The 21,026-nt window shown below is 73.0% G+C and carries 13 protein-coding genes and 1 pseudogene; 10 read left to right on the forward strand and 4 right to left on the reverse strand.

Annotated features, from left to right (window positions below; translation table 11 throughout):
* The coding region (locus tag ACFXB5_RS34480) for a type I polyketide synthase (protein ID WP_385215454.1) at positions 1-6,795 on the forward strand (6,795 nt) is incomplete at its 5' end.
* A gap of 39 nt (positions 6,796-6,834) precedes the next feature.
* Here the strand turns inward: ACFXB5_RS34480 and ACFXB5_RS34485 are convergent.
* Positions 6,835-8,013 (reverse strand): alpha/beta hydrolase, encoded by a 1,179-nt coding sequence (locus ACFXB5_RS34485; RefSeq protein ID WP_385215457.1) that lies wholly within the window; start codon positions 8,011-8,013, stop codon positions 6,835-6,837.
* 147 nt (positions 8,014-8,160) lie between these two features.
* On the opposite strand from ACFXB5_RS34485, the gene ACFXB5_RS34490 reads away from it, so the two are divergent.
* A complete protein-coding gene (locus tag ACFXB5_RS34490) occupies positions 8,161-8,754 on the forward strand; it encodes a TetR/AcrR family transcriptional regulator (RefSeq protein WP_201852258.1) in 594 nt (197 codons plus the stop codon).
* A 133-nt stretch (positions 8,755-8,887) separates the two neighbouring features.
* On the opposite strand, the gene ACFXB5_RS34495 is transcribed toward ACFXB5_RS34490, so the two are convergent.
* A complete protein-coding gene (locus ACFXB5_RS34495; RefSeq protein ID WP_385215512.1) occupies positions 8,888-9,871 on the reverse strand; it encodes a DeoR/GlpR family DNA-binding transcription regulator in 984 nt (327 codons plus the stop codon).
* A gap of 137 nt (positions 9,872-10,008) precedes the next feature.
* Positions 10,009-11,457 carry an NAD(P)H-quinone dehydrogenase gene (locus tag ACFXB5_RS34500; RefSeq protein WP_385215461.1) on the reverse strand — a complete coding sequence of 483 codons (1,449 nt, stop codon included), beginning with the start codon at positions 11,455-11,457 and terminating at the stop codon, positions 10,009-10,011.
* A 136-nt stretch (positions 11,458-11,593) separates the two neighbouring features.
* Between ACFXB5_RS34500 and ACFXB5_RS34505 the strand changes: the two genes are divergently transcribed.
* The 3 genes from ACFXB5_RS34505 to ACFXB5_RS34515 all read left to right on the forward strand — a co-directional run bounded on the left by ACFXB5_RS34505 (position 11,594) and on the right by ACFXB5_RS34515 (position 15,131).
* Positions 11,594-12,031, forward strand: coding sequence for a gamma-glutamylcyclotransferase (locus ACFXB5_RS34505; protein ID WP_020870716.1), 438 nt, complete (start codon positions 11,594-11,596; stop codon positions 12,029-12,031).
* 156 nt (positions 12,032-12,187) lie between these two features.
* A complete protein-coding gene (locus ACFXB5_RS34510) occupies positions 12,188-13,009 on the forward strand; it encodes a purine-nucleoside phosphorylase (RefSeq protein ID WP_385215464.1) in 822 nt (273 codons plus the stop codon).
* 319 nt (positions 13,010-13,328) lie between these two features.
* Positions 13,329-15,131: a phospho-sugar mutase gene (locus tag ACFXB5_RS34515; RefSeq protein ID WP_385215467.1), complete on the forward strand. Its 1,803-nt coding sequence runs from the start codon at positions 13,329-13,331 to the stop codon at positions 15,129-15,131.
* Between the two features lie 149 nt (positions 15,132-15,280).
* On the opposite strand, the gene ACFXB5_RS34520 is transcribed toward ACFXB5_RS34515, so the two are convergent.
* Complete coding sequence (locus tag ACFXB5_RS34520; protein WP_385215470.1) at positions 15,281-15,964, reverse strand: PH domain-containing protein; 684 nt, start codon at positions 15,962-15,964, stop codon at positions 15,281-15,283.
* 137 nt (positions 15,965-16,101) lie between these two features.
* Between ACFXB5_RS34520 and deoC the strand changes: the two genes are divergently transcribed.
* The 5 genes and pseudogenes from deoC (at position 16,102) to ACFXB5_RS34545 (ending at position 20,931) form a co-directional block, all read left to right on the forward strand.
* Entirely contained in the window at positions 16,102-17,103 is a 1,002-nt protein-coding gene (deoC, locus tag ACFXB5_RS34525; protein WP_385215515.1) for a deoxyribose-phosphate aldolase, read from the forward strand.
* 6 nt (positions 17,104-17,109) lie between these two features.
* Complete coding sequence (locus tag ACFXB5_RS34530; protein ID WP_385215472.1) at positions 17,110-18,543, forward strand: aldehyde dehydrogenase family protein; 1,434 nt, start codon at positions 17,110-17,112, stop codon at positions 18,541-18,543.
* Positions 18,536-19,399, forward strand: coding sequence for an aldehyde dehydrogenase family protein (locus ACFXB5_RS34535; RefSeq protein ID WP_385215474.1), 864 nt, complete (start codon positions 18,536-18,538; stop codon positions 19,397-19,399). The genes ACFXB5_RS34530 and ACFXB5_RS34535 overlap by 8 nt, the downstream gene beginning before the upstream one ends.
* Before the next feature lie 498 nt (positions 19,400-19,897).
* Positions 19,898-20,706, forward strand: a pseudogene (locus tag ACFXB5_RS34540) (Tn3 family transposase); the annotation flags it as partial.
* Positions 20,707-20,757: 51 nt separating this feature from the next.
* Positions 20,758-20,931 carry a hypothetical protein gene (locus ACFXB5_RS34545; protein WP_385215476.1) on the forward strand — a complete coding sequence of 58 codons (174 nt, stop codon included), beginning with the start codon at positions 20,758-20,760 and terminating at the stop codon, positions 20,929-20,931.
* Positions 20,932-21,026 lie beyond the last annotated feature (95 nt).

Genomic DNA, 21,026 nt, shown 5'->3' on the forward strand with positions numbered 1-21,026 from the left:
CATTCGCAGGGGGAGATCGCTGCTGCGGTGGTGGCGGGTGGGCTGTCGTTGGAGGACGGGGCGCGGGTGGTGGCGTTGCGGTCGCAGGCCATCGCGCGTGGGTTGGCGGGTCGTGGCGGCATGATGTCCGTGTCGGAGGGCGCCGATCGGGTGCGGGAGCGCATCACCGCCTGGGACGGTCGTATCTCGGTGGCTGCGGTCAACGGTCCCGGCTCGATCGTGGTGTCCGGTGACCCGGAGGCCCTTCGTGAACTCCAGGCGGAGTGCGAGGCCGGGGACGTACGGGCGAAGCTGATCCCGGTGGACTACGCGTCCCACTCGGCCCATGTCGCGGAGTTGCGCGATGAACTCCTCGACGTCCTGGCCCCGATCACCCCGCGCCGCGCCGAGGTGCCGTTCTGCTCGACGGTCACCGGCGACACCATCGACACCGCGGGTCTGGACGCCGGGTACTGGTACACCAATCTGCGGGAGACGGTGGAGCTGGAGTCGGCGGTGCGGGCTCTGTCGGCCGCCGGGTTCGGGACGTTCCTGGAGATGTCCCCGCATCCGGTGCTGACGATGCCGCTCCAGGCGACCGTCGAGGACGCCGTGGTCGTAGGGTCGCTGCGGCGTGACGAGGGCGGTCCCGAGCGGTTCCTGGCCTCGCTGGGCGAGGCGTTCGTCCGTGGCGTGGCCGTCGACTGGGCCGCGGTGTGCGCCGGGGTCGCGGTCGTGGAGTTGCCCACGTACGCCTTCCAGCGGCAGCGCTACTGGCTCGAAGGCTCCTCCGCGCCCGCCTCCGCGCCCGCCGAAGGCGAGGCGGTGGACGCGGACTTCTGGGACGCCGTGGAGCGTGCGGACGTGGCCGCGCTGGCCGCCGCGCTGGAGGTGGACGCCGAGGAGTCGTCCCTGGCCATGGTGGTTCCGGCGCTGGCGGCGTGGCGCCGGGCGCGCCGCGAGCGGTCCGTGCTCGACTCCTGGCGCTATCACGTCACCTGGAAGCCCCTGGGCGATGCCCTCACCTCCCCCCACGACCGCTCGTCGGCCGGTGCCACCTGGCTGATCGCCGCGCCCGCCGGAGCGCCGGAGGGCCCGCGCGTCGCGGAGGCGCTGCGGGAACGCGGGGCCCAGGTGCGGCTGGTGGAGCTGACCGAGCCGGACGCCGTACGCGAGGCGCTCGCCCGCAGGCTCGGCGAGGCCATCGCGGACGCGCCACCGACCGCGGTGCTCTCGCTCCTCGCGCTCGTCGAGGACCCGTACCGCGCGGGTTCGGCGCAGCCGCTCGGCCTGGCCCTCAACCTCGCCCTGCTGCAGGCGCTCGGCGACACCGGGGCCGACGTCCCGGTGTGGTACGCCACGCGCGGGGCGGTGTCCGTGGGCCGCGCGGACGCGCTGGACCATCCGCTGCAGGCGCTCAGCTGGGGCCTGGGCCGGATCGCGGCCGTGGAGTACCCGCGGCGCCGGGGCGGTCTGGTGGATCTGCCCGGCACCCTCGACGACCGCGCCGTCGCACGGCTGTGCGGTGTGCTCGCGGGCCGGCTGACCGACGAGGACCAGGTCGCGGTGCGCGCCTCCGGGGTCCATGGGCGCAGGCTGGTCAGGGCCTCGGCGGCGTCGGCCGACGCCACCGCGCCGTGGCGGCCGCGTGGCACCGTGCTGGTGACCGGCGGCACCGGCGGCCTGGGCGCCCATGTGGCGCGCTGGCTGGCCCGGGGCGGCGCCGAACATCTGGTGCTCACCGGCCGCCGGGGCCCCGCCGCCCCCGGAGCGGCCGAACTCGCCGACGAGATAAGGGAGTCGGGGGTCCGGGTGACCGTGGCCGCGTGCGACGCGACCGACCGCGACGCGCTGGCCGACCTCCTCGCCACGCTGGACGCGGACGAGGCACCGCTCGACGCGGTCGTCCACACCGCGGGCGTCCTGGACGACGGGGTGCTCGACACCCTCACCCCCGAGCGCGCCGACGGGGTGCTGCGCCCGAAGGTGGACGCGGCGCTCCATCTGGATGAACTCACCCGTGACCGCGAGCTGTCCGCCTTCGTGCTCTTCTCCTCCTTCGCGGGCACGCTCGGCGGCCCCGGCCAGGGCAGCTACGCGGCCGCCAACGCCTTCCTCGACGCGCTCGCACACGCCCGCCGCGCCCAGGGTCTCCCCGCCACCTCCGTGGCCTGGGGCGCGTGGTCCGGCGGTGGGCTGGTGGACGAGGCCGTCCAGGCGCGGCTGCGCGCCACCGGTATGCCCGCGATGGCGCCCGACCTGGCGATCGCGGCCCTCCAGCGCGCCCTGGACGTGGCCGACACCCATGTGGCCGTGGCCGATGTCGAGTGGGACCGGCTCATCGCCGCCACCCCCTCCCTGGACGGGGCCGCCGTGCTCGGCGAACTCCCCGACGCCCGGCGGGCGGAGGCGGCGGCCGCCACCACGGGCGAGGAGGACACGCCGCTGGCCCAGCGGCTGGCCGGGCTGTCGCCGCAGGAGGCCGAGGACGCGCTGGCCGACCTCGTCAGCACCGAAGTGGCCGCCGCGCTCGGCTACGCCGACACTGCGGCGGTCGAGGCCGGGCGCGCCTTCCGCGAGCTGGGCTTCGACTCGCTGACCGCCGTCGATCTGCGCAACCGGCTGAACGCGGTCACCGGGCTGCGGCTGCCGGTCACCCTCGTCTTCGACTACCCGACCGTCACCGCGCTGGCCCGTTTCCTGCTCGCCGAGAGCGGCGCCGGTGAAACCGCGGTCACCGCCCCGGCGGGCCCGGTGCCCGCCACCGTCGCGGTGGACGACGACCCGATCGCCATCGTGGCCATGAGCTGCCGCCTCCCCGGCGGGGTGACCACCCCTGAGGAGCTGTGGCGGCTGCTGATGGACGGCCGGGACGCCATCTCGGACTTCCCCACCGACCGCGGCTGGGACATCGAGGGCCGCTACGACCCCGACCCCGACAAGCCGGGCACCTTCTACGCCACCGGCGGTGGCTTCCTCCACGAGGCCGACCACTTCGACCCCGAGTTCTTCGGGATCTCACCGCGCGAGGCGCTCGCCATCGACCCGCAGCAGCGGCTGCTGCTGGAGACCAGCTGGGAGGCGTTCGAGCGGGCCGGGATCGACCCGGCCGCGGTGAAGGGCACCCAGGCCGGAGTCTTCATAGGCGCCAGCTACAACGACTACGGCTCGCGCTTCACCCGTGCGCCCGAGGAGTTCGAGGGCTATCTGGCCACCGGCAGCGCCAGCAGTGTGGCGTCCGGGCGCATCTCGTACACCTTCGGTCTGGAAGGCCCCGCGGTCACCGTGGACACCGCCTGCTCGTCCTCGCTGGTCGCCCTCCACCAGGCGGCCCAGGCGCTGCGCCAGGGGGAGTGCTCGCTCGCGCTCGCGGGCGGTGTCGTGGTGATGTCCACGCTGGACACCTTCATCGAGTTCAGTCGGCAGCGGGCCATGGCCCCCGACGGCCGCTGCAAGGCGTTCTCGGCGGACGCAGACGGCGCCGGGTGGGCCGAGGGCGTCGGCATGCTGCTGCTGGAACGGCTCTCCGACGCGCGGGCGAACGGCCATGAGGTGCTGGCTCTGGTGCGCGGCTCGGCCGTCAACCAGGATGGCGCCAGCAACGGTCTCACCGCCCCCAACGGCCCCTCCCAGCAGCGGGTGATCCGCCAGGCGCTGGCCGGTGCGGGCCTGTCGGCCACCGATGTGGACGCGGTCGAGACCCACGGCACCGGCACCCGGCTCGGCGACCCCATCGAGGCGCAGGCCCTGATGGCCACCTACGGCCAGGGGCGGGACACCGGCCGGCCGCTGTGGCTGGGCGCGCTGAAGTCCAACATCGGCCACACCCAGGCCGCTTCGGGTGTCGCGGGGATCATCAAGACGGTGCTGGCGCTGCGCCACGGCGTGCTGCCCAAGACCCTCCACGCCGATGAGCTCTCGCCCGACGTGGACTGGTCGGCCGGTGCGGTGGAGCTGCTGACCGAGGCCCGGGAGTGGCCCGAGACGGGACGGCCGCGGCGCGCGGGCGTGTCCGCCTTCGGCGTCAGCGGCACGAACGTCCATGTGGTGCTGGAGCAGGGCCCCGAGCACACCGCGTCGGTGGCCGAGCGGTCGGTCGACTCCGATGTGGTGCCGTGGCTGCTCTCCGCGCGCAGCGAGGCGGCCCTGCGGGCGCAGGCCGGGCGGCTGCGTGCCCATCTTCAGGAGCGGCCGGAGCTGCGCCCGGTGGACGTCGGCTACGCGCTGGCGACGGGCCGCTCGGCCTTCGGCCACCGCGCCGTGGCCGTCGGAGCCGAGCGGGAGGAACTGCTGCGGGGCCTGGCGGAGCTGGCCTCGGGGACGGCCCGGGAGACGGTGGCCGACGCCGGTAGGACGGCCTTCCTGTTCACCGGACAGGGCGCTCAACGACCCGGCATGGGAAGGGAGTTGTACGACTCCTACCCGGTGTTCGCGGCGGCGTTCGACGCGGTGTGCGCGGAGCTGGACCGCCATCTGGACGGCTCGGTGCGGGAGGTGGTGTTCGGCGAGGACGCGGAGCCGCTGAACCGGACCGTGTTCACCCAGACCGCGCTGTTCGCCCTCGAAGTGGCGCTGTACCGGCTGGTCGAGTCCTGGGGCCTGCGACCGGACTTCCTGGTCGGCCACTCGGTGGGCGAGCTGGCGGCCGCCCATGTGGCCGGGGTGTTCTCGCTGGAGGACGCCTGTGCGCTGGTGGCGGCCCGCGGTCGGCTGATGCAGGCGCTGCCGGAGGGCGGTGCGATGGTGTCTCTCCGGGCGGCCGAGGCCGAGGTGCTGCCGCATCTCGAAGGCCACGAGGACCGGGTGAGCGTGGCGGCGGTCAACGGGCCGCGGGCGACCGTCATCTCCGGTGACGAGGACACCGTCCTGCGGATCGCGGAAGCGGTCGGGGCCAAGAGCAAGCGGCTCACCGTCTCCCACGCCTTCCACTCGCCGCTGATGGACGCCATGCTCGCCGAGTTCGGCACGGTGGCCGCCGGGATCGGCTACTCCGCGCCGCGCGTCGCGGTGGTCTCCAACGTCACCGGTGAGGCGGCGGGCGAGGAGCTGTGCTCGCCGGAGTACTGGGTGCGCCACGTCCGCCGGGCGGTGCGCTTCGGGGACGGCATCCGCTTCCTCGCCGAGCGGAATGTGACCCGCTACGTCGAGATCGGCCCCGCCGGTGTGCTCTCCGCCATGGGCCAGGAGTGCCTGGCCGAGGTCGATACCGATACCGACGCCGACGCCGATGCCGAGACCGCGTTCGTCCCGCTGCTGCGCAAGGACCGCGGCGAGGCCGAGTCGCTGCTGGCCGGGGTGGGCCGGGTGCACGCCCACGGTGGCGCGGTGGACTGGGAGCAGGTGTTCGCGGGCCGTGGCGCCCACCGGGTGGAACTCCCCACGTACGCCTTCCAGCGGCAGCGCTACTGGCTGGACGTGCCCACCACCGTGGGCGATGTGGCCTCGGCCGGTCTCGGCGCCGCCGGACACCCGCTGCTGGGCGCCGCCGTGGAACTCGCCGACAGCGACGGCCTGGTGCTCACCGGGCGGCTGTCCACGCGCGGCCAGCCCTGGCTGGCCGACCACGCGGTCTCCGGTGTGGTCCTCTTCCCGGGCACCGCCTTCCTGGAGCTCGCGGTCCAGGCCGGTGACCGGGTGGGCTGCGACCGGGTCGACGAGCTGACCCTTCAGGCGCCGCTGATCCTCCCCGAGCGCGGCGCCGTCACCCTGCAACTGGTGGTGGACCCGCCAGAGGAGGACGGCCGGCGCGCCCTGAACGTCTACTCCCGCCCCGAGGACGCGGACGGTGAGCTGCCGTGGACCCGGCACGCCACGGGTGTGCTGGCGGACGGTGCCGTCGAGGGCTCGTACGACCTGGGCGGGGCGTGGCCGCCGCCGGGCGCCGAGCCGATCGAGGTCGAGGACCTGTACGAGCGGTTCGCGGCGGGCGGCTTCGGCTACGGCCCGACGTTCCAGGGGCTGCGCGCGGCCTGGCTGCGCGGCGACGAGGTGTTCGCCGACGTACGGCTGGCGCAGGAGCAGCAGTCCGCCGCCACCGCCTACGGGCTGCACCCCGCCCTGCTGGACGCCGCGCTGCACACCATCGCGCTTGGCCCGATGCTCCAGGCGGGCGAGGGCCGGTTGCCGTTCTCCTGGACCGGGGTGACGCTGCACGCCTCCGGGGCCGGTGAGGTACGGGTGCGGCTCACGCCGAACGGCACCGACACGGTGTCCCTGACCGTGGCGGACACCATCGGACGGCCGGTGGCCACCGTCGAATCCCTCGTACTGCGCAAGCGGCCCGAACGGCTCGGCGACGCCGCCACCGGCGGCGACTCGCTCTACCGGCTCGACTGGGTGGCCGCCGACACCTCCGCGGCCACGCTCGAACAACCCTCCGGACACTGGGCCCTGCTCGGCGACGACGACTTCAAGCTCGTCGGACTCGATGTGCGCACATACCCGAACCTGGAGGCGCTGCACGCCGACCCGGCCCCCGTGCCCGCCACCGTACTGGTGCCCTGCGCACCGGAGCCCCAGGGCGTGGCCGACGCCGTACGGGCCGCGACCCACCGGGCGCTGGCGCTGCTCCGGGCCTGGCTGACCGAGGACCGGTTCGCCGACTCCCGCCTGGTGTTCATCACCCGGGGCGCGGTGGCGACCACACCGGGCGCGGACGTACCCGATCTGGCACACGCCGCCGTCTGGGGCCTGGTGCGCTCCGCGCAGTCGGAGAACCCTGACCGGTTCGGTGGGCGGGGGCCCCAAGCTGCACCAGGAGAGGGGGCCGGCCCGCCCCACCCCCGCCCCCCCGGGGGGCGGGCCCCGCCCCTATAGGCGGCGGGGCCCCCGCCGTCGTCGCGTACGGCCCGCTCATCAGCGGCCGTGCACCACATCCTGCGGGAAGGTCAGCTGACCGTTCATCCACCGCAGGGCCGTGGGCAGTTCCCGGCGCCAGGTGCGGAAGTTGTGGCTGCCCCGGTCCAGGATGATCGACTGCGCGCTCATCGGCGGCCGGACCGCGGCCAGGAACTCGCGGGTGGCGCCGTAGTTGGGCTCGCCCCGGCGGCTGGAGGCCACCAGCACCGACACCTGCGGCTGGGGCAGATGGCGCAGCCGCCACAGCACATCGTGCTCCCGCTTCCTGCGCTCGCCCGCCGGGCCCCGGCCGAAGAGGTCGCCGGTGGTGGGGTCGTTGACCACGCGGTAGTCGGGCGACAGGGCGGCGGCCGCGCCGTAGACGCGGGGATGACGCAGGGTCAGCTGAAGGGCGCAGGTGCCGCCCGACGAATAGCCCAGCACACCCCAGGCACTCGGGTCATGGCCGATCCGGTAGTGCGCCCGCAGCGCCTCCGGCAGGTCCCGGGCGAAGTAGGTCTCGGCCTGGGGGCCGCCGGGGACGTCCACGCACTCGGTGTCGCGGGGTGGGGCGATGGTGGGCCGCACCATCACGATGACGGCCGGCTGCAGCGCCCCGGTGCGGATCAGCCCGCCCGCGGTCTGGGGCAGCCGCAGATGCTGGGCCAGCAGGAAGGATCCGCCGGGGTAGCCGCTGATCGCCACGATCACGGGGAAGCGCTGCCGGGCGTACTGGCGCTGGAAGTACTGCGGCGGCAGATAGACATACGCCGGGCCCGCCGCCTGGCTGCGGCGGCCCAGGATCCGCACCGACTCGACCTTGCCCGCCTTGGCGGGCGGCCCGCTCGGCAGTCCGTGCACCGTGTTCAGCCCCTGCGGCGGGGCGGGCCGCACCAGACCGCCCGGCTCCCCGACCGGCCCCGCGGCGCCGCCCTGCACATGGGACAGGGCCGCCGGTGCCGCATCGTCCTCGCCCAGCAGTTCGCCCCAGGACCCGTAGAACTGGAAGGTGCTGTTCACCGCGAGGGCCAGGGCGGCCACGATCGCGCACTGGGTCACGGCGAGGGCGGCCAGCCGGCCCGCCCACGCCCGTACGCCCCGGCCCGCGAAGCGCGGCCACAGCCAGAGCGTCAGCCCCGCGCACGCCATGGCGAGGGCGATCATCACATACTCGAGTGATCGACTGGTCAGTCCCATTGTTCTTCCACTCCGGCGCACCGCAACGCACGGTGCCGTCGCCCTGTTTGATGCCGCCTCCGGCGCCCGCGTTGCCTGGCCAGGGCGTGCCTCCGGTCACGAAATGGCATGCTTGACTCACGGGCAGGCACGGCAGGGAGGACCGCGATGGCGATCGAGACAGCCACGGCGCAGACGCCACCGCGCCCCATGCGCGCCGACGCGCGCCGCAACTACGAGCGGCTGCTGGCCGAGGCGCGCATGGCCTTCACCCAGCACGGTACCGACGCTTCGCTGGAGGACATCGCACGCCGCGCGGGTGTCGGCATCGGCACGCTCTATCGCCACTTCCCGAACCGCACCGCGCTGATGGGCGCGGTCTTCCAGGGCGAGATGTGCGCCCTGCTGGAGCGGTCGCGGGAGCTGGCCCAGGCGCCGCGGCCGTGTCAGGCGCTGATCGACTGGCTGCGCGCCATCGTGGACCACGCGAGCACCTACCGCGGGCTCTCCCAGGCCCTGATGGCGTGCTCGAGCGACGAGACCTCGGAGCTGTCCCGCGGCTGCGGTCTGCCGCTGCGCGAGGCGGGCAGCGAACTGCTCGCCCGCGCCCAGCAGAGCGGTGCCGTACGGTCCGATGTGGTCATCGCCGATCTGATGCAGCTCACGAACGCGATCGCACTGGCCGTGGAGCAGTCGCCGGACGACCCGGAGTTGGCCGACCGGCTGCTGGCGCTGGCCTTCACGGGCCTCAAGGCCCGCTGACACCGGGATCTCAAGGCCCGCCGACACCGGGGGCTCGAGGTCCGCCGACCCCCGGTTCCCACGGCCCGCTGACCGCCGAAGGCCGGCCGACCGCAAGATCCCACGGCCCGCTGACACCCGCGACGGCCAGTCGCTAGCGGCGGCGCGGTGCCAGGTCCGCCACCCGCCCCGGCTGCTGCTCCGCCAGCGGCACCGCGGTGCGCAACTGGGCGGAGCCGGGCCCGCCCGGGGGGTGGGGGTGGTTACGGCGCGGCCCCGGCAGCGGCAGGCCCTCCTCGCCGCCGCCACGGCCCTGCGACGGACCCAGCCGACCCGACTGCCGCCCCGCCGAACCGCCGCCCTCACCGCTCCCGGCCGGGCCGGACCCCGCGCCCGGCCCGGCCACGGCGATCTGAACCCCCTGGTCCGCGAGGGCCTGGAGCTCGGTCAGGGCACGGTCGTCATGGGCGGGTGGCTCATCGGTCACCAGCCGGGTGATCACATCGGTGGGCACCGTCTGGAACATGGTGTCGGAGCCCAGCTTCGTATGGTCGGCGAGCACGACCACCTCCGCCGCCGCCTGGACCAGCGCCCGGTCGACGCTGGCCGAGAGCATGTTGGAGGTGGACAGGCCGCGCTCGGCGGTCAGCCCGCTGCCGGACAGGAAGGCGCGCGAGACCCGCAGCCCCTGGAGGGACTGCTCGGCGCCGCTGCCGACCAAGGCGTAGTTGGAGCCGCGCAGGGTGCCGCCGGTCATCACGACCTCGACCCGGTTGGCATGCGCCAACGCCTGTGCGACCAGCAGGGAATTGGTGACCACGGTCAGCCCGGGAACCCGCGCGAGCCGGCGGGCCAGCTCCTGCGTGGTGGTCCCGGCGCCGACGACGACGGCCTCGCCCTCCTCGACGAAACCGGCCGCGAGATCGGCGATGGCCGTCTTCTCCGCGGTCGCTAGATGGGATTTCTGCGGGAAGCCGGACTCCCTGGTGAATCCGCCCGGCAGCACCGCACCGCCGTGCCGGCGGTCGAGCAGTCCTTCTGCCTCCAGTGCCCGCACATCACGCCGGACGGTCACTTCGGAGGTCTGGACGACGCGGGCGAGCTCCCGGAGCGACACCGCTCCGTTCGCACGCACCATTTCAAGGATCAATTGGCGACGTTCTGCAGCGAACACGAAACTGACAGTAACGCCAACGACCGTCTGTTTTCAGCAGCTTGCACCAATTAGCAGAAGTTGTACATCTGTGAGGGCACGAAGTGCTATAAGGACCGGGTCTATGACTCTTCCTGAGTCTTCCGGGTGTGCAACTGCCGGGCCACCTCGGCGATCGAACCGGACAGCGACGGGTAGACCGTGAAGGCGTTGGCGATCTGCTCCACCGTCAGATTGTTGTCCACCGCCAGCGAAATGGGGTGGATCAGCTCGCTCGCCCGCGGCGCGACCACCACACCGCCGACCACGATGCCGGTGCCCGGACGGCAGAAGATCTTCACGAAGCCGTCCCGGATGCCCTGCATCTTCGCCCGCGGATTGCGCAGCAGCGGCAGCTTCACCACCCGGGCGTCGATCTTCCCGCCGTCCACGTCCGCCTGCGAGTAGCCGACCGTGGCGATCTCGGGGTCGGTGAAGACGTTCGCCGAGACCGTCTTCAGGTTCAGCGGCGTCACCGCGTCCCCGAGGAAGTGGTACATCGCGATCCGGCCCTGCATCGCGGCCACCGACGCCAGCGCCAGCACACCGGTGCAGTCACCGGCCGCGTAGATCCCCGGCGCGCTGGTCCGGGACACCTTGTCGGTCAGGATGTGCCCCGACTCCGCCAGCTTGATCCCGGCCTCCTCCAGGCCGATGTCCGCCGTGTTCGGGATCGAGCCGACCGCCATCAGACAGTGGGTGCCGGAGATGACCCGCCCGTCCGAGAGCGTGACCTCCACCCGGTCCCCCACCCGCTTGGCGGCCTGCGCCCGGGACCGGGACATCACGTTCATCCCCCGGCGCCGGAAGACGTCCTCCAGCACCGCCGCCGCGTCCGGGTCCTCGCCCGGCAGCACCCGGTCCCGGCTGGAGACCAGCGTGACCTTCGACCCCAGCGCCTGGTAGGCACCAGCGAACTCCGCGCCCGTGACACCGGAACCGACCACGATCAGCTCCCGGGGGAGCTCGTCCAGGTCGTACACCTGCGTCCAGTTCAGGATTCGCTCGCCGTCCGGCTTCGCGTCCGGGATCTCCCTCGGGTGGGCGCCCGTCGCCAGCAGCACCGCGTCCGCCACCAGCGTCTGCTCGCTGCCGTCCGCGGCCCTTACGATCACCCGCCGCGCGCCGTCCAGCGACTGCTGCGGCTCCACCCGCGCACGGCCGCGCAGGACCCGGCCGCCGGCCCGGGTGACCGAGGCGGTGATGTCGTGCGACTGGGCGAGCGCGAGCCGCTTCACCCGGCGGTTGACCTTGCCCAGGTCCACGCCGACCACCCGGGCCGCCTGCTCCAGCGGCGGGGTGTCGTCGGCGACGATGATCCCCAGCTCCTCGTAGGAGGAGTCGAAGGTCGTCATCACCTCCGCGGTGGCGATCAACGTCTTCGACGGCACACAGTCGGTGAGTACCGACGCCCCGCCCAGACCGTCGCAATCGACGACGGTCACCTCCGCGCCGAGCTGCGCGGCGACCAGCGCCGCCTCATAGCCGCCGGGTCCGCCACCAATGATCACGATCCGAGTCACATGCTCCATTGTCCCGCACCGGTTCGAATGCCTTCAGCCCGGGGGGTTTCGCGGGGGCGACCGCCGTACGAAACCTCTCCCCGAACCTCCCGCCAAACCTCCCACCCCGGGGGCCGTTCCACCCCACTCCCGTACCCTCAGACCCATGTCGCTCTACGCCGCGTACGCCGGCAACCTCGACGCGCGGCTGATGTCCCGCCGCGCACCACACTCCCCGCTGCGCGGAACGGGCTGGCTGAACGGCTGGCGCCTCACCTTCGGCGGCGAGCAGATGGGCTGGGAAGGCGCCCTCCCCACGATCGTGGAGGCCCCGCGCTCCCAGGTCTTCGTCGCCCTCTACGACATCGCCCCCATGGACGAGGACTCCATGGACCGCTGGGAGGGCGTCGGCCTCGACATCTACCGCCGGATGCGGATCCGCGTCCACACGCTGGACGGCGACGAGGCCGCCTGGCTCTACGTCCTCAACGGCTACGAGGGCGGACTGCCCTCGGCCCGCTACCTGGGTGAGATCGCCGACGCGGCGGAGTCGGCGGGGGCGCCGCACGACTATGTGATGGAGCTGCGCAAGCGCCCTTGCTGAGTCCGGTGGGTCCGGTTGACCTGGTTCCCCGGTTGGCCCGGTAGGCCCGGACGCAATGCGCGGGTCCGGCCGTGAGCCCGGCGGCAATGCAACGATCCGAACACCTCGGCGGACTCCGTCTACGCGCGTAGGCAGTTACCGGCTACCCTCGTGCGCGTGAACGCATCAGTTTCTTGGGACAATCAGGGCGACCCGCACGCCGCCGCCGACGCCGCCGCCACCCGTCTGCGCGAGCTGACCAGCGCGGACACCCACGATGTCGCGCTGGTCCTGGGCTCCGGCTGGGTCCCCGCCACCGACGCCCTCGGGGCGCCCGAGCACGAGTTCCCCGTCACCGAGCTGCCCGGCTTCCCGCCGCCCGCCGCCGCGGGCCACGCGGGCCGGATCCGGTCGTACCGGATCAACGACAAGCGGGCGCTGGTCTTCCTCGGCCGTACGCACTACTACGAGGGGCGTGGTGTCGCCGCCGTCGCACACGGCGTACGCACCGCCGTCGCCGCGGGCTGCAAGACCATCATCCTCACCAACGGCTGCGGCGGCCTCCGCGAGGGCATGCGCCCCGGCCAGGCGGTACTGATCAGCGACCACATCAACCTCACGGCCACCTCGCCGATCGTGGGCGCCAACTTCGTCGACCTCACCGACCTGTACTCGCCGCGGCTGCGCGCCCTGTGCCAGCAGGTCGACCCGACCCTGGAGGAGGGCGTCTACGCCCAGTTCCCCGGGCCGCACTACGAGACTCCGGCGGAGATCAACATGGCCCGCACGATAGGGGCCGACCTGGTGGGCATGTCCACGACCCTGGAGGCCATCGCGGCGCGCGAGGCGGGCGCGGAGGTTCTCGGGATCTCCCTGGTGACGAACCTCGCGGCCGGCATGACGGGCGAGCCCCTCAACCACGAGGAGGTCCTCCAGGCGGGCCGTGACTCCGCCTCCCGCATGGGCAGCCTGCTGTCCCAGGTCCTCGACCGCCTCTGACCCCCGGGAGCGGCGTCACGGCGCCCGGCGCGGGTACTCACCCCTTGGCTAACTGAACAGCGATGCGCGAGGTACGCGGGGCGGACGCGGGTCCCGGGGCCCGGGGCGGACGCGGGTCCCAGGGCGCGGGGCCCGGAGCGGGCCGGGGACGCGGGGCGGGCCGGGGACGCGGGGCGGGCCGGGGTGCCCAGGGTGCGCGGCCGGTTTCGTTGTGGGTACGGGGGCGGGGCCTCCGGCAGCCACCACGGACCCGCCGCGCACCCCAGCAACCACCACCGCACCCCGCACGACCCATACGACCACCCCCCAGGAGGCCCCCATGGCCACGGAGCCCGATCTCATCGCACAGGCTCGCGCATGGCTTGCCGAGGATCCCGATCCCGAGACGCGGGATGAGCTCGGGAAACTGCTCCAGGACGATGCCGTCGACGCGATCGCCGAGCGGTTCTCCGGCACGTTGCAGTTCGGTACCGCCGGTCTCCGGGGTGAGCTCGGGGCCGGGCCCATGCGGATGAACCGCGCCGTCGTCATCCGCGCCGCCGCCGGGCTCGCCGCGTATCTGCGCACGCATCACGCCCAGAACGGCCAGGACGGCCAGGACGATCAGCACGGTCAAGGGCTCGTCGTCGTCGGGTACGACGCCCGCTACAAGAGCGCCGAGTTCGCCCGCGACACCGCCGCCGTCATGACCGGCGCCGGTTTCCGCGCCGCCGTCCTGCCCCGCCCCCTCCCCACGCCCGTGCTCGCGTTCGCCATCCGCCACCTCGGCGCGATCGCCGGAGTCGAGGTCACCGCGAGCCACAACCCGCCCCGCGACAACGGCTACAAGGTCTACCTCGGCGACGGCTCCCAGATCGTGCCGCCCGCCGACGCCGAGATCGCCGCCGAGATCGAGGCGATCCGCAGCCTGGACGATGTGCCCCGGCCCGAGGCCGGCTGGGAGACGCTGAACGACGACGTCCTGGAGGCGTACCTCGCGCGGACCGACGCCGTTCTCACCCAGGGTTCGCCCCGGAACGCCCGCGTCGTCTACACCCCGCTGCACGGCGTCGGCCGCGAGACCCTCACCGCCGCGTTCGCCCGCGCCGGGTTCCCCGAGCCCGCGGTCGTGCCCGAGCAGGCCGAGCCCGACCCGGCGTTCCCGACCGTCGCGTTCCCCAACCCGGAGGAGCCGGGGGCGATGGACCTGGCCTTCGCCACGGCCCGCAGGGTCGCGCCGGACATCATCATCGCCAACGACCCGGACGCCGACCGCTGCGCCGTCGCCGTCCCCGCGATCACGAACCCCACGGCCCCCACGGACGCCGCGAGCTGGCGGATGCTGCGCGGGGACGAGGTCGGCGCGCTCCTCGCCACCCACCTCGTCCACAAGCGCGCCCGTGGTGCCTTCGCGACCACGATCGTCTCCTCGTCGCTCCTGTCCCGGATCGCGGACGACGCGGGGCTGCCGTACGCCGAGACGCTGACCGGCTTCAAGTGGCTGGCCCGGGTGGACGGGCTGCGCTACGCGTACGAGGAGGCGCTCGGCTACTGCGTGGATCCGGAGGGCGTACGCGACAAGGACGGCATCACGGCCGCGCTGCTCGTGGCCGAGCTGACGTCGGAGCTCAAGGAGCAGGGCCGCACCCTCGCCGATCTGCTGGACGACATCGCGGTGGCCCACGGGCTGCACGCCACCGACCAGCTGTCCGTCCGGGTCACCGACCTCTCCGTGATCGGCACCGCGATGAAGCGGCTGCGCGAACAGCCGCCCACCGAGCTCGCGGGGCTCGCCGTGACCTCGGCGGAGGACCTGACGCGGGGCACGGACACCCTGCCCCCGACGGACGGCCTGCGCTATCAGCTCGCCGGGAAGGGCAACGTCCGCGGCGCCCGTGTGGTCGTCCGGCCCAGCGGCACCGAGCCGAAGCTGAAGTGCTACCTGGAGGTGGTCGTCGACGTCCCGGCCGCCCACGCCCTCACTCCGGCGCGCGCCACGGCGGACACCGTACTGGCCGCGCTGAAGACGGACCTTTCGGTGGCGGCCGGAATCCAGCCCCCGAAATCCGCGACCGCGGACGCGGGCGCGGGCGCGGGCGTATCGGCTGCCGAGCCCGTCGCCGTCGCCCACGGCGATCAGTGACGGCGCCGGAGCAGGCTCAGATCCGGCTGAGGTAGCTGAACCCGGTGTCGGGTCCGACGCAGGACTGGAGGGTCAGGTCGCCCCAGTAGAGGCCGTGGGCGGGGGCGCCCCGCCCCGGGGTCACATGCACGGCCCGGCGGACCCCCGGATCAGCCGATCGCCAGCATGACGCCCAACAGCACCGCGCCCGCCAGCGTCGGCGCGATCATCTCGAAGGCCCAGCGCACCTCCGGCGCCCCCTGGGCGCCCTCGCGCTGGGCGTTGAGTTCGGCCATCTCGCGCAGGTCGCCGATCGCCGCGTCGGAGGAGGCCCGGCGGTCCTCGTCGGACTTGCCGGCCGTGACGTGGGCGGACGTGGTGCCGAAGGGGTCCTCGGAGGCCGCCCTGGCCTGCTGCCGGGCGGCCCGCTTGCGCTGGCGCAGTGAGACCGGGATCGCCCACAGCTGGTATGTGGCCCCGCCCGCGAGCACCTCGCTGGTGTATCCGGCGCGCAGCCCCTCGACCGAGGCCCAGGGCAGCGTGATCGTACGGAACGGGTTGCGGACGAGCAGCCGGTCCTGCCCCGCGTAGACGGCCGGGCGCACCGTGAAGGCGATCACCACCGGCACCGCGAACAGCAGCCCGGCCAGCGCCAGCCACGGCGTCCGTCCCTCGCCCCGGATCATGGCGTCGATGCCCAGCCAGCCACTGAGCCCGAGCAGCAGCACCCCGCCCGCGATACCGCTCGGGGAGCGGTAGATCCGGTCCGAGAAGGTCTCGGTCTCGGCGTCGGAGGAATCGGGGGATGCGGAGCTGGAGGCAGCGGGGGTGGAGTCGTCGTCCGGGCTCGTCATGCGCCCGATTGTGCACCACACTCACGGGGCGGGGGGCGCCCAGGGGACGCCCGGGATCGCTCGCCCCGGGCCCCCGATCGATTCCGGGCCCGGGGATGACATCCGACTACGCGCGTAGATATGCTCATCTGGTGACCATGCCCACCACAGTTCCCGCATACGGCAAAGAGGCCGCGGAGCGACTCGCGTCGATGGCGGACGTGACCGCCGACGACGGCGCACTGCGCCGCTTCCTGCACGGCCTGCCGGGCGTCGACGCGGTCGGCCTGCAGGCCCGTGCCGCGACCCTCGGCACCCGCTCGATCAAGACCACGGCGAAGGCGTACGCCATCGACCTGGCGATCTCGATGATCGACCTGACGACCCTCGAGGGTGCCGACACCCCGGGCAAGGTCCGGGCGCTCTGCGCCAAGGGGATCAACCCCGACCCCACCGACCGCACCGCCCCGAAGGTCGCGGCGATCTGCGTCTACGGCGACATGGTGGCCACCGCCAAGGAGGCCCTGACCGGCAGCGGCATCCATGTGGCCGCCGTCGCCACCGCCTTCCCCTCCGGCCGGGCCTCGCTGCCGGTCAAGCTGGCCGACACCCGGGACGCGGTCGCCGCCGGGGCAGACGAGATCGACATGGTGATCGACCGCGGCGCCTTCCTCTCCGGCCGCTACCTCGACGTCTTCGAGGAGATCCGGCAGGTGAAGGAGGCCTGCGTCCGCGAGGACGGCAGCGGCACGGCTGCCCATCTCAAGGTCATCTTCGAGACCGGTGAGCTCCAGACGTACGACAACGTCCGCCGCGCCTCCTGGCTGGCGATGCTCGCGGGCGCGGACTTCATCAAGACCTCCACCGGCAAGGTGGCCGTCAACGCGACCCCGCCCGTCACCCTCGTCCTGCTGGAGGCGGTCCGCGACTTCCGCGCCACCACCGGCGTACAGGTGGGCGTGAAGCCCGCGGGTGGCATCCGCACCTCCAAGGACGCGATCAAGTACCTGGTGATGGTCAACGAGACGCTGGGCGACGAGTGGCTCTCCCCGGAGTGGTTCCGCTTCGGCGCCTCCAGCCTGCTCAACGATCTGCTCATGCAGCGCCAGAAGCTGAGCACCGGCCGGTACTCCGGTCCCGACTACGTGACGGTGGACTGATACGCCATGCCAGTTTTCGAGTACGCGCCCGCCCCCGAGTCCCGCGCGGTCGTCGACATCGCCCCGTCCTACGGCCTGTTCATCGACGGGGAGTTCGCCGAGGCGGGCGACGGCAAGGTCTTCAAGACCCTCTCCCCCTCCTCCGAGGAGGTCCTCTCCGAGGTCGCCCAGGCCAACGCCGAGGACGTGGACCGCGCCGTCAAGGCCGCCCGTAAGGCGTTCGAGACCTGGTCCGCGCTCCCCGGCTCCGAGCGCGCCAAGTACCTCTTCCGCATCGCGCGGATCATCCAGGAGCGCTCCCGCGAACTGGCCGTCCTGGAGTCGCTGGACAACGGCAAGCCGATCCGCGAGTCGCGCGACGCCGATCTGCCCCTGGTCGCGGCCCACTTCTTCTACTACGCGGGCTGGGCCGACAAGCTGGCCCACGCGGGCTACGGCCCGGACCCCCGGCCCCTGGGCGTCGCCGGTCAGATCATCCCCTGGAACTTCCCCCTCCTGATGCTGGCCTGGAAGATCGCCCCGGCGCTCGCCACCGGCAATACGGTCGTCCTCAAGCCCGCCGAGACCACGCCCCTGAGCGCCCTGTTCTTCGCGGACATCTGCCGCCAGGCCGGCCTGCCCAAGGGCGTGGTGAACATCGTCACCGGCGACGGCTCGACCGGCGCCGAGCTGGTCGCCCACCCCGGCATCGACAAGGTCGCCTTCACCGGCTCCACCGAGGTCGGCAAGGCCATCGCCCGTACGGTCGCCGGTACGAGGAAGAAGGTCACCCTCGAACTCGGGGGCAAGGCCGCGAACATCGTCTTCGACGACGCCCCCATCGACCAGGCGATCGAGGGCATCATCGGCGGCATCTTCTTCAACCAGGGCCATGTCTGCTGCGCGGGCTCCCGCCTCCTGGTCCAGGAGTCCGTCCAGGACGAGCTGCTCGACGCGCTCAAGCGCCGGATGAGCACCCTGCGCGTCGGCGACCCGCTGGACAAGAACACCGACATCGGCGCCATCAACTCCGCCGAGCAGCTGGCCCGGATCCGCGCCCTGGCCGACGCGGGCGAGGCCGAGGGCGCCGAGCGCTGGGCCCCTCGGTGCGAACTGCCCAGCTCCGGCTACTGGTTCGCGCCCACCCTCTTCACCGGCGTCACCCAGGCCCACCGGATCGCCCGCGAGGAGATCTTCGGCCCGGTGCTCTCGGTGCTCACCTTCCGCACCCCCGAAGAGGCCGTGGCCAAGGCCAACAACACGCCGTACGGGCTGTCGGCGGGCATCTGGACGGAGAAGGGCTCGCGCATCCTGTGGATGGCGAACAAGCTCCGGGCGGGCGTGGTGTGGTCCAACACCTTCAACAAGTTCGACCCGGCCTCCCCGTTCGGCGGCTACAAGGAGTCCGGATACGGCCGTGAAGGCGGTCGCCACGGCCTGGAGGCGTACCTCGATGTCTGACAACCGACTCTCCGTGCTCAAGACCTACAAGCTGTTCGTCGGGGGCAAGTTCCCCCGGTCCGAGAGCGGGCGGGTGTACGAGGTGACCGACGCAAAGGGCACGTGGCTGGCCAACGCCCCACTGGCCTCCCGCAAGGACGCCCGGGACGCGGTCGTCGCCGCGCGCAAGGCGTTCGGCGGCTGGTCGGGCGCCACCGCCTACAACCGGGGCCAGATCCTCTACCGCGTCGCCGAGATGCTGGAGGGCCGCCGCGACCAGTTCGCGCGGGAGGTCGGCGACGCGGAGGGGCTTGGCAAGTCCAAGGCCGCCGCCGTCGTGGACGCCGCGATCGACCGCTGGGTCTGGTACGCGGGCTGGTCCGACAAGACGGCCCAGATCGCCGGGTCCGCCAACCCCGTGGCCGGGCCGTACTTCAACCTCTCCGCCCCCGAGCCGACCGGCGTCGTCGCGCTCCTCGCGCCTCAGGACTCGTCGTTCCTGGGCCTGGTGTCGGTGATCGCCCCGGCGATCGTCACGGGCAACACGACGGTGGTCGTCGCCGCCGAGGGCGCCCCACTCCCCGCCCTCTCCCTAGCCGAGGTCCTGGCCACCTCCGACCTCCCCGGCGGCGTGGTCAACGTCCTGTCCGGCCGCACGGCGGAGATCGCCGCCCCGCTCGCCGCGCACCAGGACGTCAACGCGATCGACCTCGCGGGCGCGGACGCGGAGCTCGCGACCGAGCTGGAGAAGGCCGCAGCGGACAACCTCAAGCGCGTCCTGCGTCCACAGCCTGTGGATTGGACCGCGGACCCCGGCACCGGCCGCCTCCTGGCCTTCCTGGAGACCAAGACCGTCTGGCACCCAATGGGCGTCTAGCCCACCGGGCGGCCCCTCCCCGCAGCATCGATATGCGGCTCCGCCGCGTGGCAAGGCTCTGCCCCTGAGCCCTGGGGCCTGAGCCCTGGGGCCCGGGGCCTGGGGCCTGGGGCCTGGGGCCCGGGGCCCGGGGCCTGGGGCCCGGGGCCTGGGGCCTGGGGCCCGGGGCCTGGGGCCTGGGGCCTGTGGGGGGGGAAGCCCCGGACACCTCCTGGCGCGCTGGCACGGCGGGGCCAGCGGATCTCTCCCCTCCCCGCCCCTTCCCGTAACCCGGCGTCGGGGATCAATCGAACCGTGGTGATCGATGAGATTGATCATGGGCTAGGCGATGTATCACGGGATGGGGGCTCGGAGCAGGGCTTCGGGGGACGACTCGCTGATCCGGTGTCTCCTCGACTGCCGTACGGCGCGTGCCGGTTGAGTTCTTAACTGATGAGCAGGCCGGGGCGTACGGACGGTTCATTGAGGAGCCGACGCGCCCGGAGCTGGAGCGACACGCTGGACACGCTGCTGAACCTTGACGGCGGGGTGAAGCCGGAGATGGTCGCGACCGACAACGCCTCGTACTCCGACATGGCCTTCGGCCTGTACAAAATGCTCGGCTTCCGCTTCGCCCCGCGCTTCCGCGACCTCGCTGACCAGAGGTTCTGGCGGGCCGACCCTGCCCGACGGTGAGGCGCCGGCCGCCGGGTACGGCCCGCTGGAGGCCGTCGCCTGCAACAAGGTGAACCTCAAGCGGATCGCCACGCACTGGCCGGACATGCTCCGCGTCGCCGGATCGCTCAGCACCAACCAGGTCCGGGCCTACGACCTGCTGCGGATGTTCGGCCGCGAAGACCACCCGACCCCGCTCGGCGCCGCGTTCGCCGAGTACGGGCGGATCGACAAGACCATGCACCTGCTCGCGCTGGTCGACCCGGTAGACGACACCTACCGCCGGCTGATGAACCGGCAGCTCACCGTGCAGGAGTCCCGCCACCGCCTCGCCCGCGCGATCTGCCACGGCGGCCGCGGCCAGATCCGCCAGGCGTACCGCGAGGGCCAGGAGGAGCAGCTCGCCGCCCTCGGCCTCGTCCTCAACGCCGTCGTCCTGTGGAACACCCGCTACCTGGACGCTGCCGTCGCCCAGCTCCGCGCCGAGGGCCACGACATCAAGGACGAGGACGTCGCTCGCCTCTCTCCGCTCAAGGACCGACATCAACTTCCTGGGCCGCTACCTGTTCAACATCAAGGCCAGCGGCCCCGGCCAGGGCCTGCGCCCGCCGCGGGACCCGGACGCCGTCGAGGACGGCGAAGACGAGGAGTGATGGGCGACGCACCCGACCTGTCGGGCCGTTCGTTGTCGAAGCGGAGGTCCCGTGCAGATACCCGGGACCGGTAAGAGAAGAGGACACCATGGCCCGCACGAAGGTCCGGCCGCAGGGCCGCTGCACCCGCTGGTGAAGACGGCCGGGAAATACGCGGTGTCCGGGCCCTGTGGCGACCTGCTGCCGGTGGACCGCTTCACCCTCACCCGCTCCCGCCGCGCCTGACCCGCCGGCGGGGGCCGGTCCTCCGGCTTGACTTCGAGCGCGCTCCAAGTCCTAGTTTCGGAAGCGTTCGTCAGTGCTCAAGGTACCGCCCGGTC

Source organism: Streptomyces sp. NPDC059455 (assembly GCF_042750115.1).
GTDB lineage: Bacteria > Actinomycetota > Actinomycetes > Streptomycetales > Streptomycetaceae > Streptomyces > Streptomyces endocoffeicus.

Excerpts from the sequence above, each read along its gene's own strand:
- ACFXB5_RS34490 (WP_201852258.1), top strand. The coding sequence starts at position 8,161 with ATGGCGATCGAGACAGCCACGGCGCAGACGCCACCGCGCCCCATGCGC.
- ACFXB5_RS34530 (WP_385215472.1), top strand. The coding sequence starts at position 17,110 with ATGCCAGTTTTCGAGTACGCGCCCGCCCCCGAGTCCCGCGCGGTCGTC.
- ACFXB5_RS34535 (WP_385215474.1), top strand. The coding sequence starts at position 18,536 with ATGTCTGACAACCGACTCTCCGTGCTCAAGACCTACAAGCTGTTCGTC.
- ACFXB5_RS34485 (WP_385215457.1), bottom strand. The coding sequence starts at position 8,013 with ATGGGACTGACCAGTCGATCACTCGAGTATGTGATGATCGCCCTCGCC.
- ACFXB5_RS34515 (WP_385215467.1), top strand. The coding sequence starts at position 13,329 with ATGGCCACGGAGCCCGATCTCATCGCACAGGCTCGCGCATGGCTTGCC.
- deoC (WP_385215515.1), top strand. The coding sequence starts at position 16,102 with ATGCCCACCACAGTTCCCGCATACGGCAAAGAGGCCGCGGAGCGACTC.
- ACFXB5_RS34500 (WP_385215461.1), bottom strand. The coding sequence starts at position 11,457 with ATGGAGCATGTGACTCGGATCGTGATCATTGGTGGCGGACCCGGCGGC.
- ACFXB5_RS34520 (WP_385215470.1), bottom strand. The coding sequence starts at position 15,964 with ATGACGAGCCCGGACGACGACTCCACCCCCGCTGCCTCCAGCTCCGCA.
- ACFXB5_RS34505 (WP_020870716.1), top strand. The coding sequence starts at position 11,594 with ATGTCGCTCTACGCCGCGTACGCCGGCAACCTCGACGCGCGGCTGATG.
- ACFXB5_RS34495 (WP_385215512.1), bottom strand. The coding sequence starts at position 9,871 with ATGGTGCGTGCGAACGGAGCGGTGTCGCTCCGGGAGCTCGCCCGCGTC.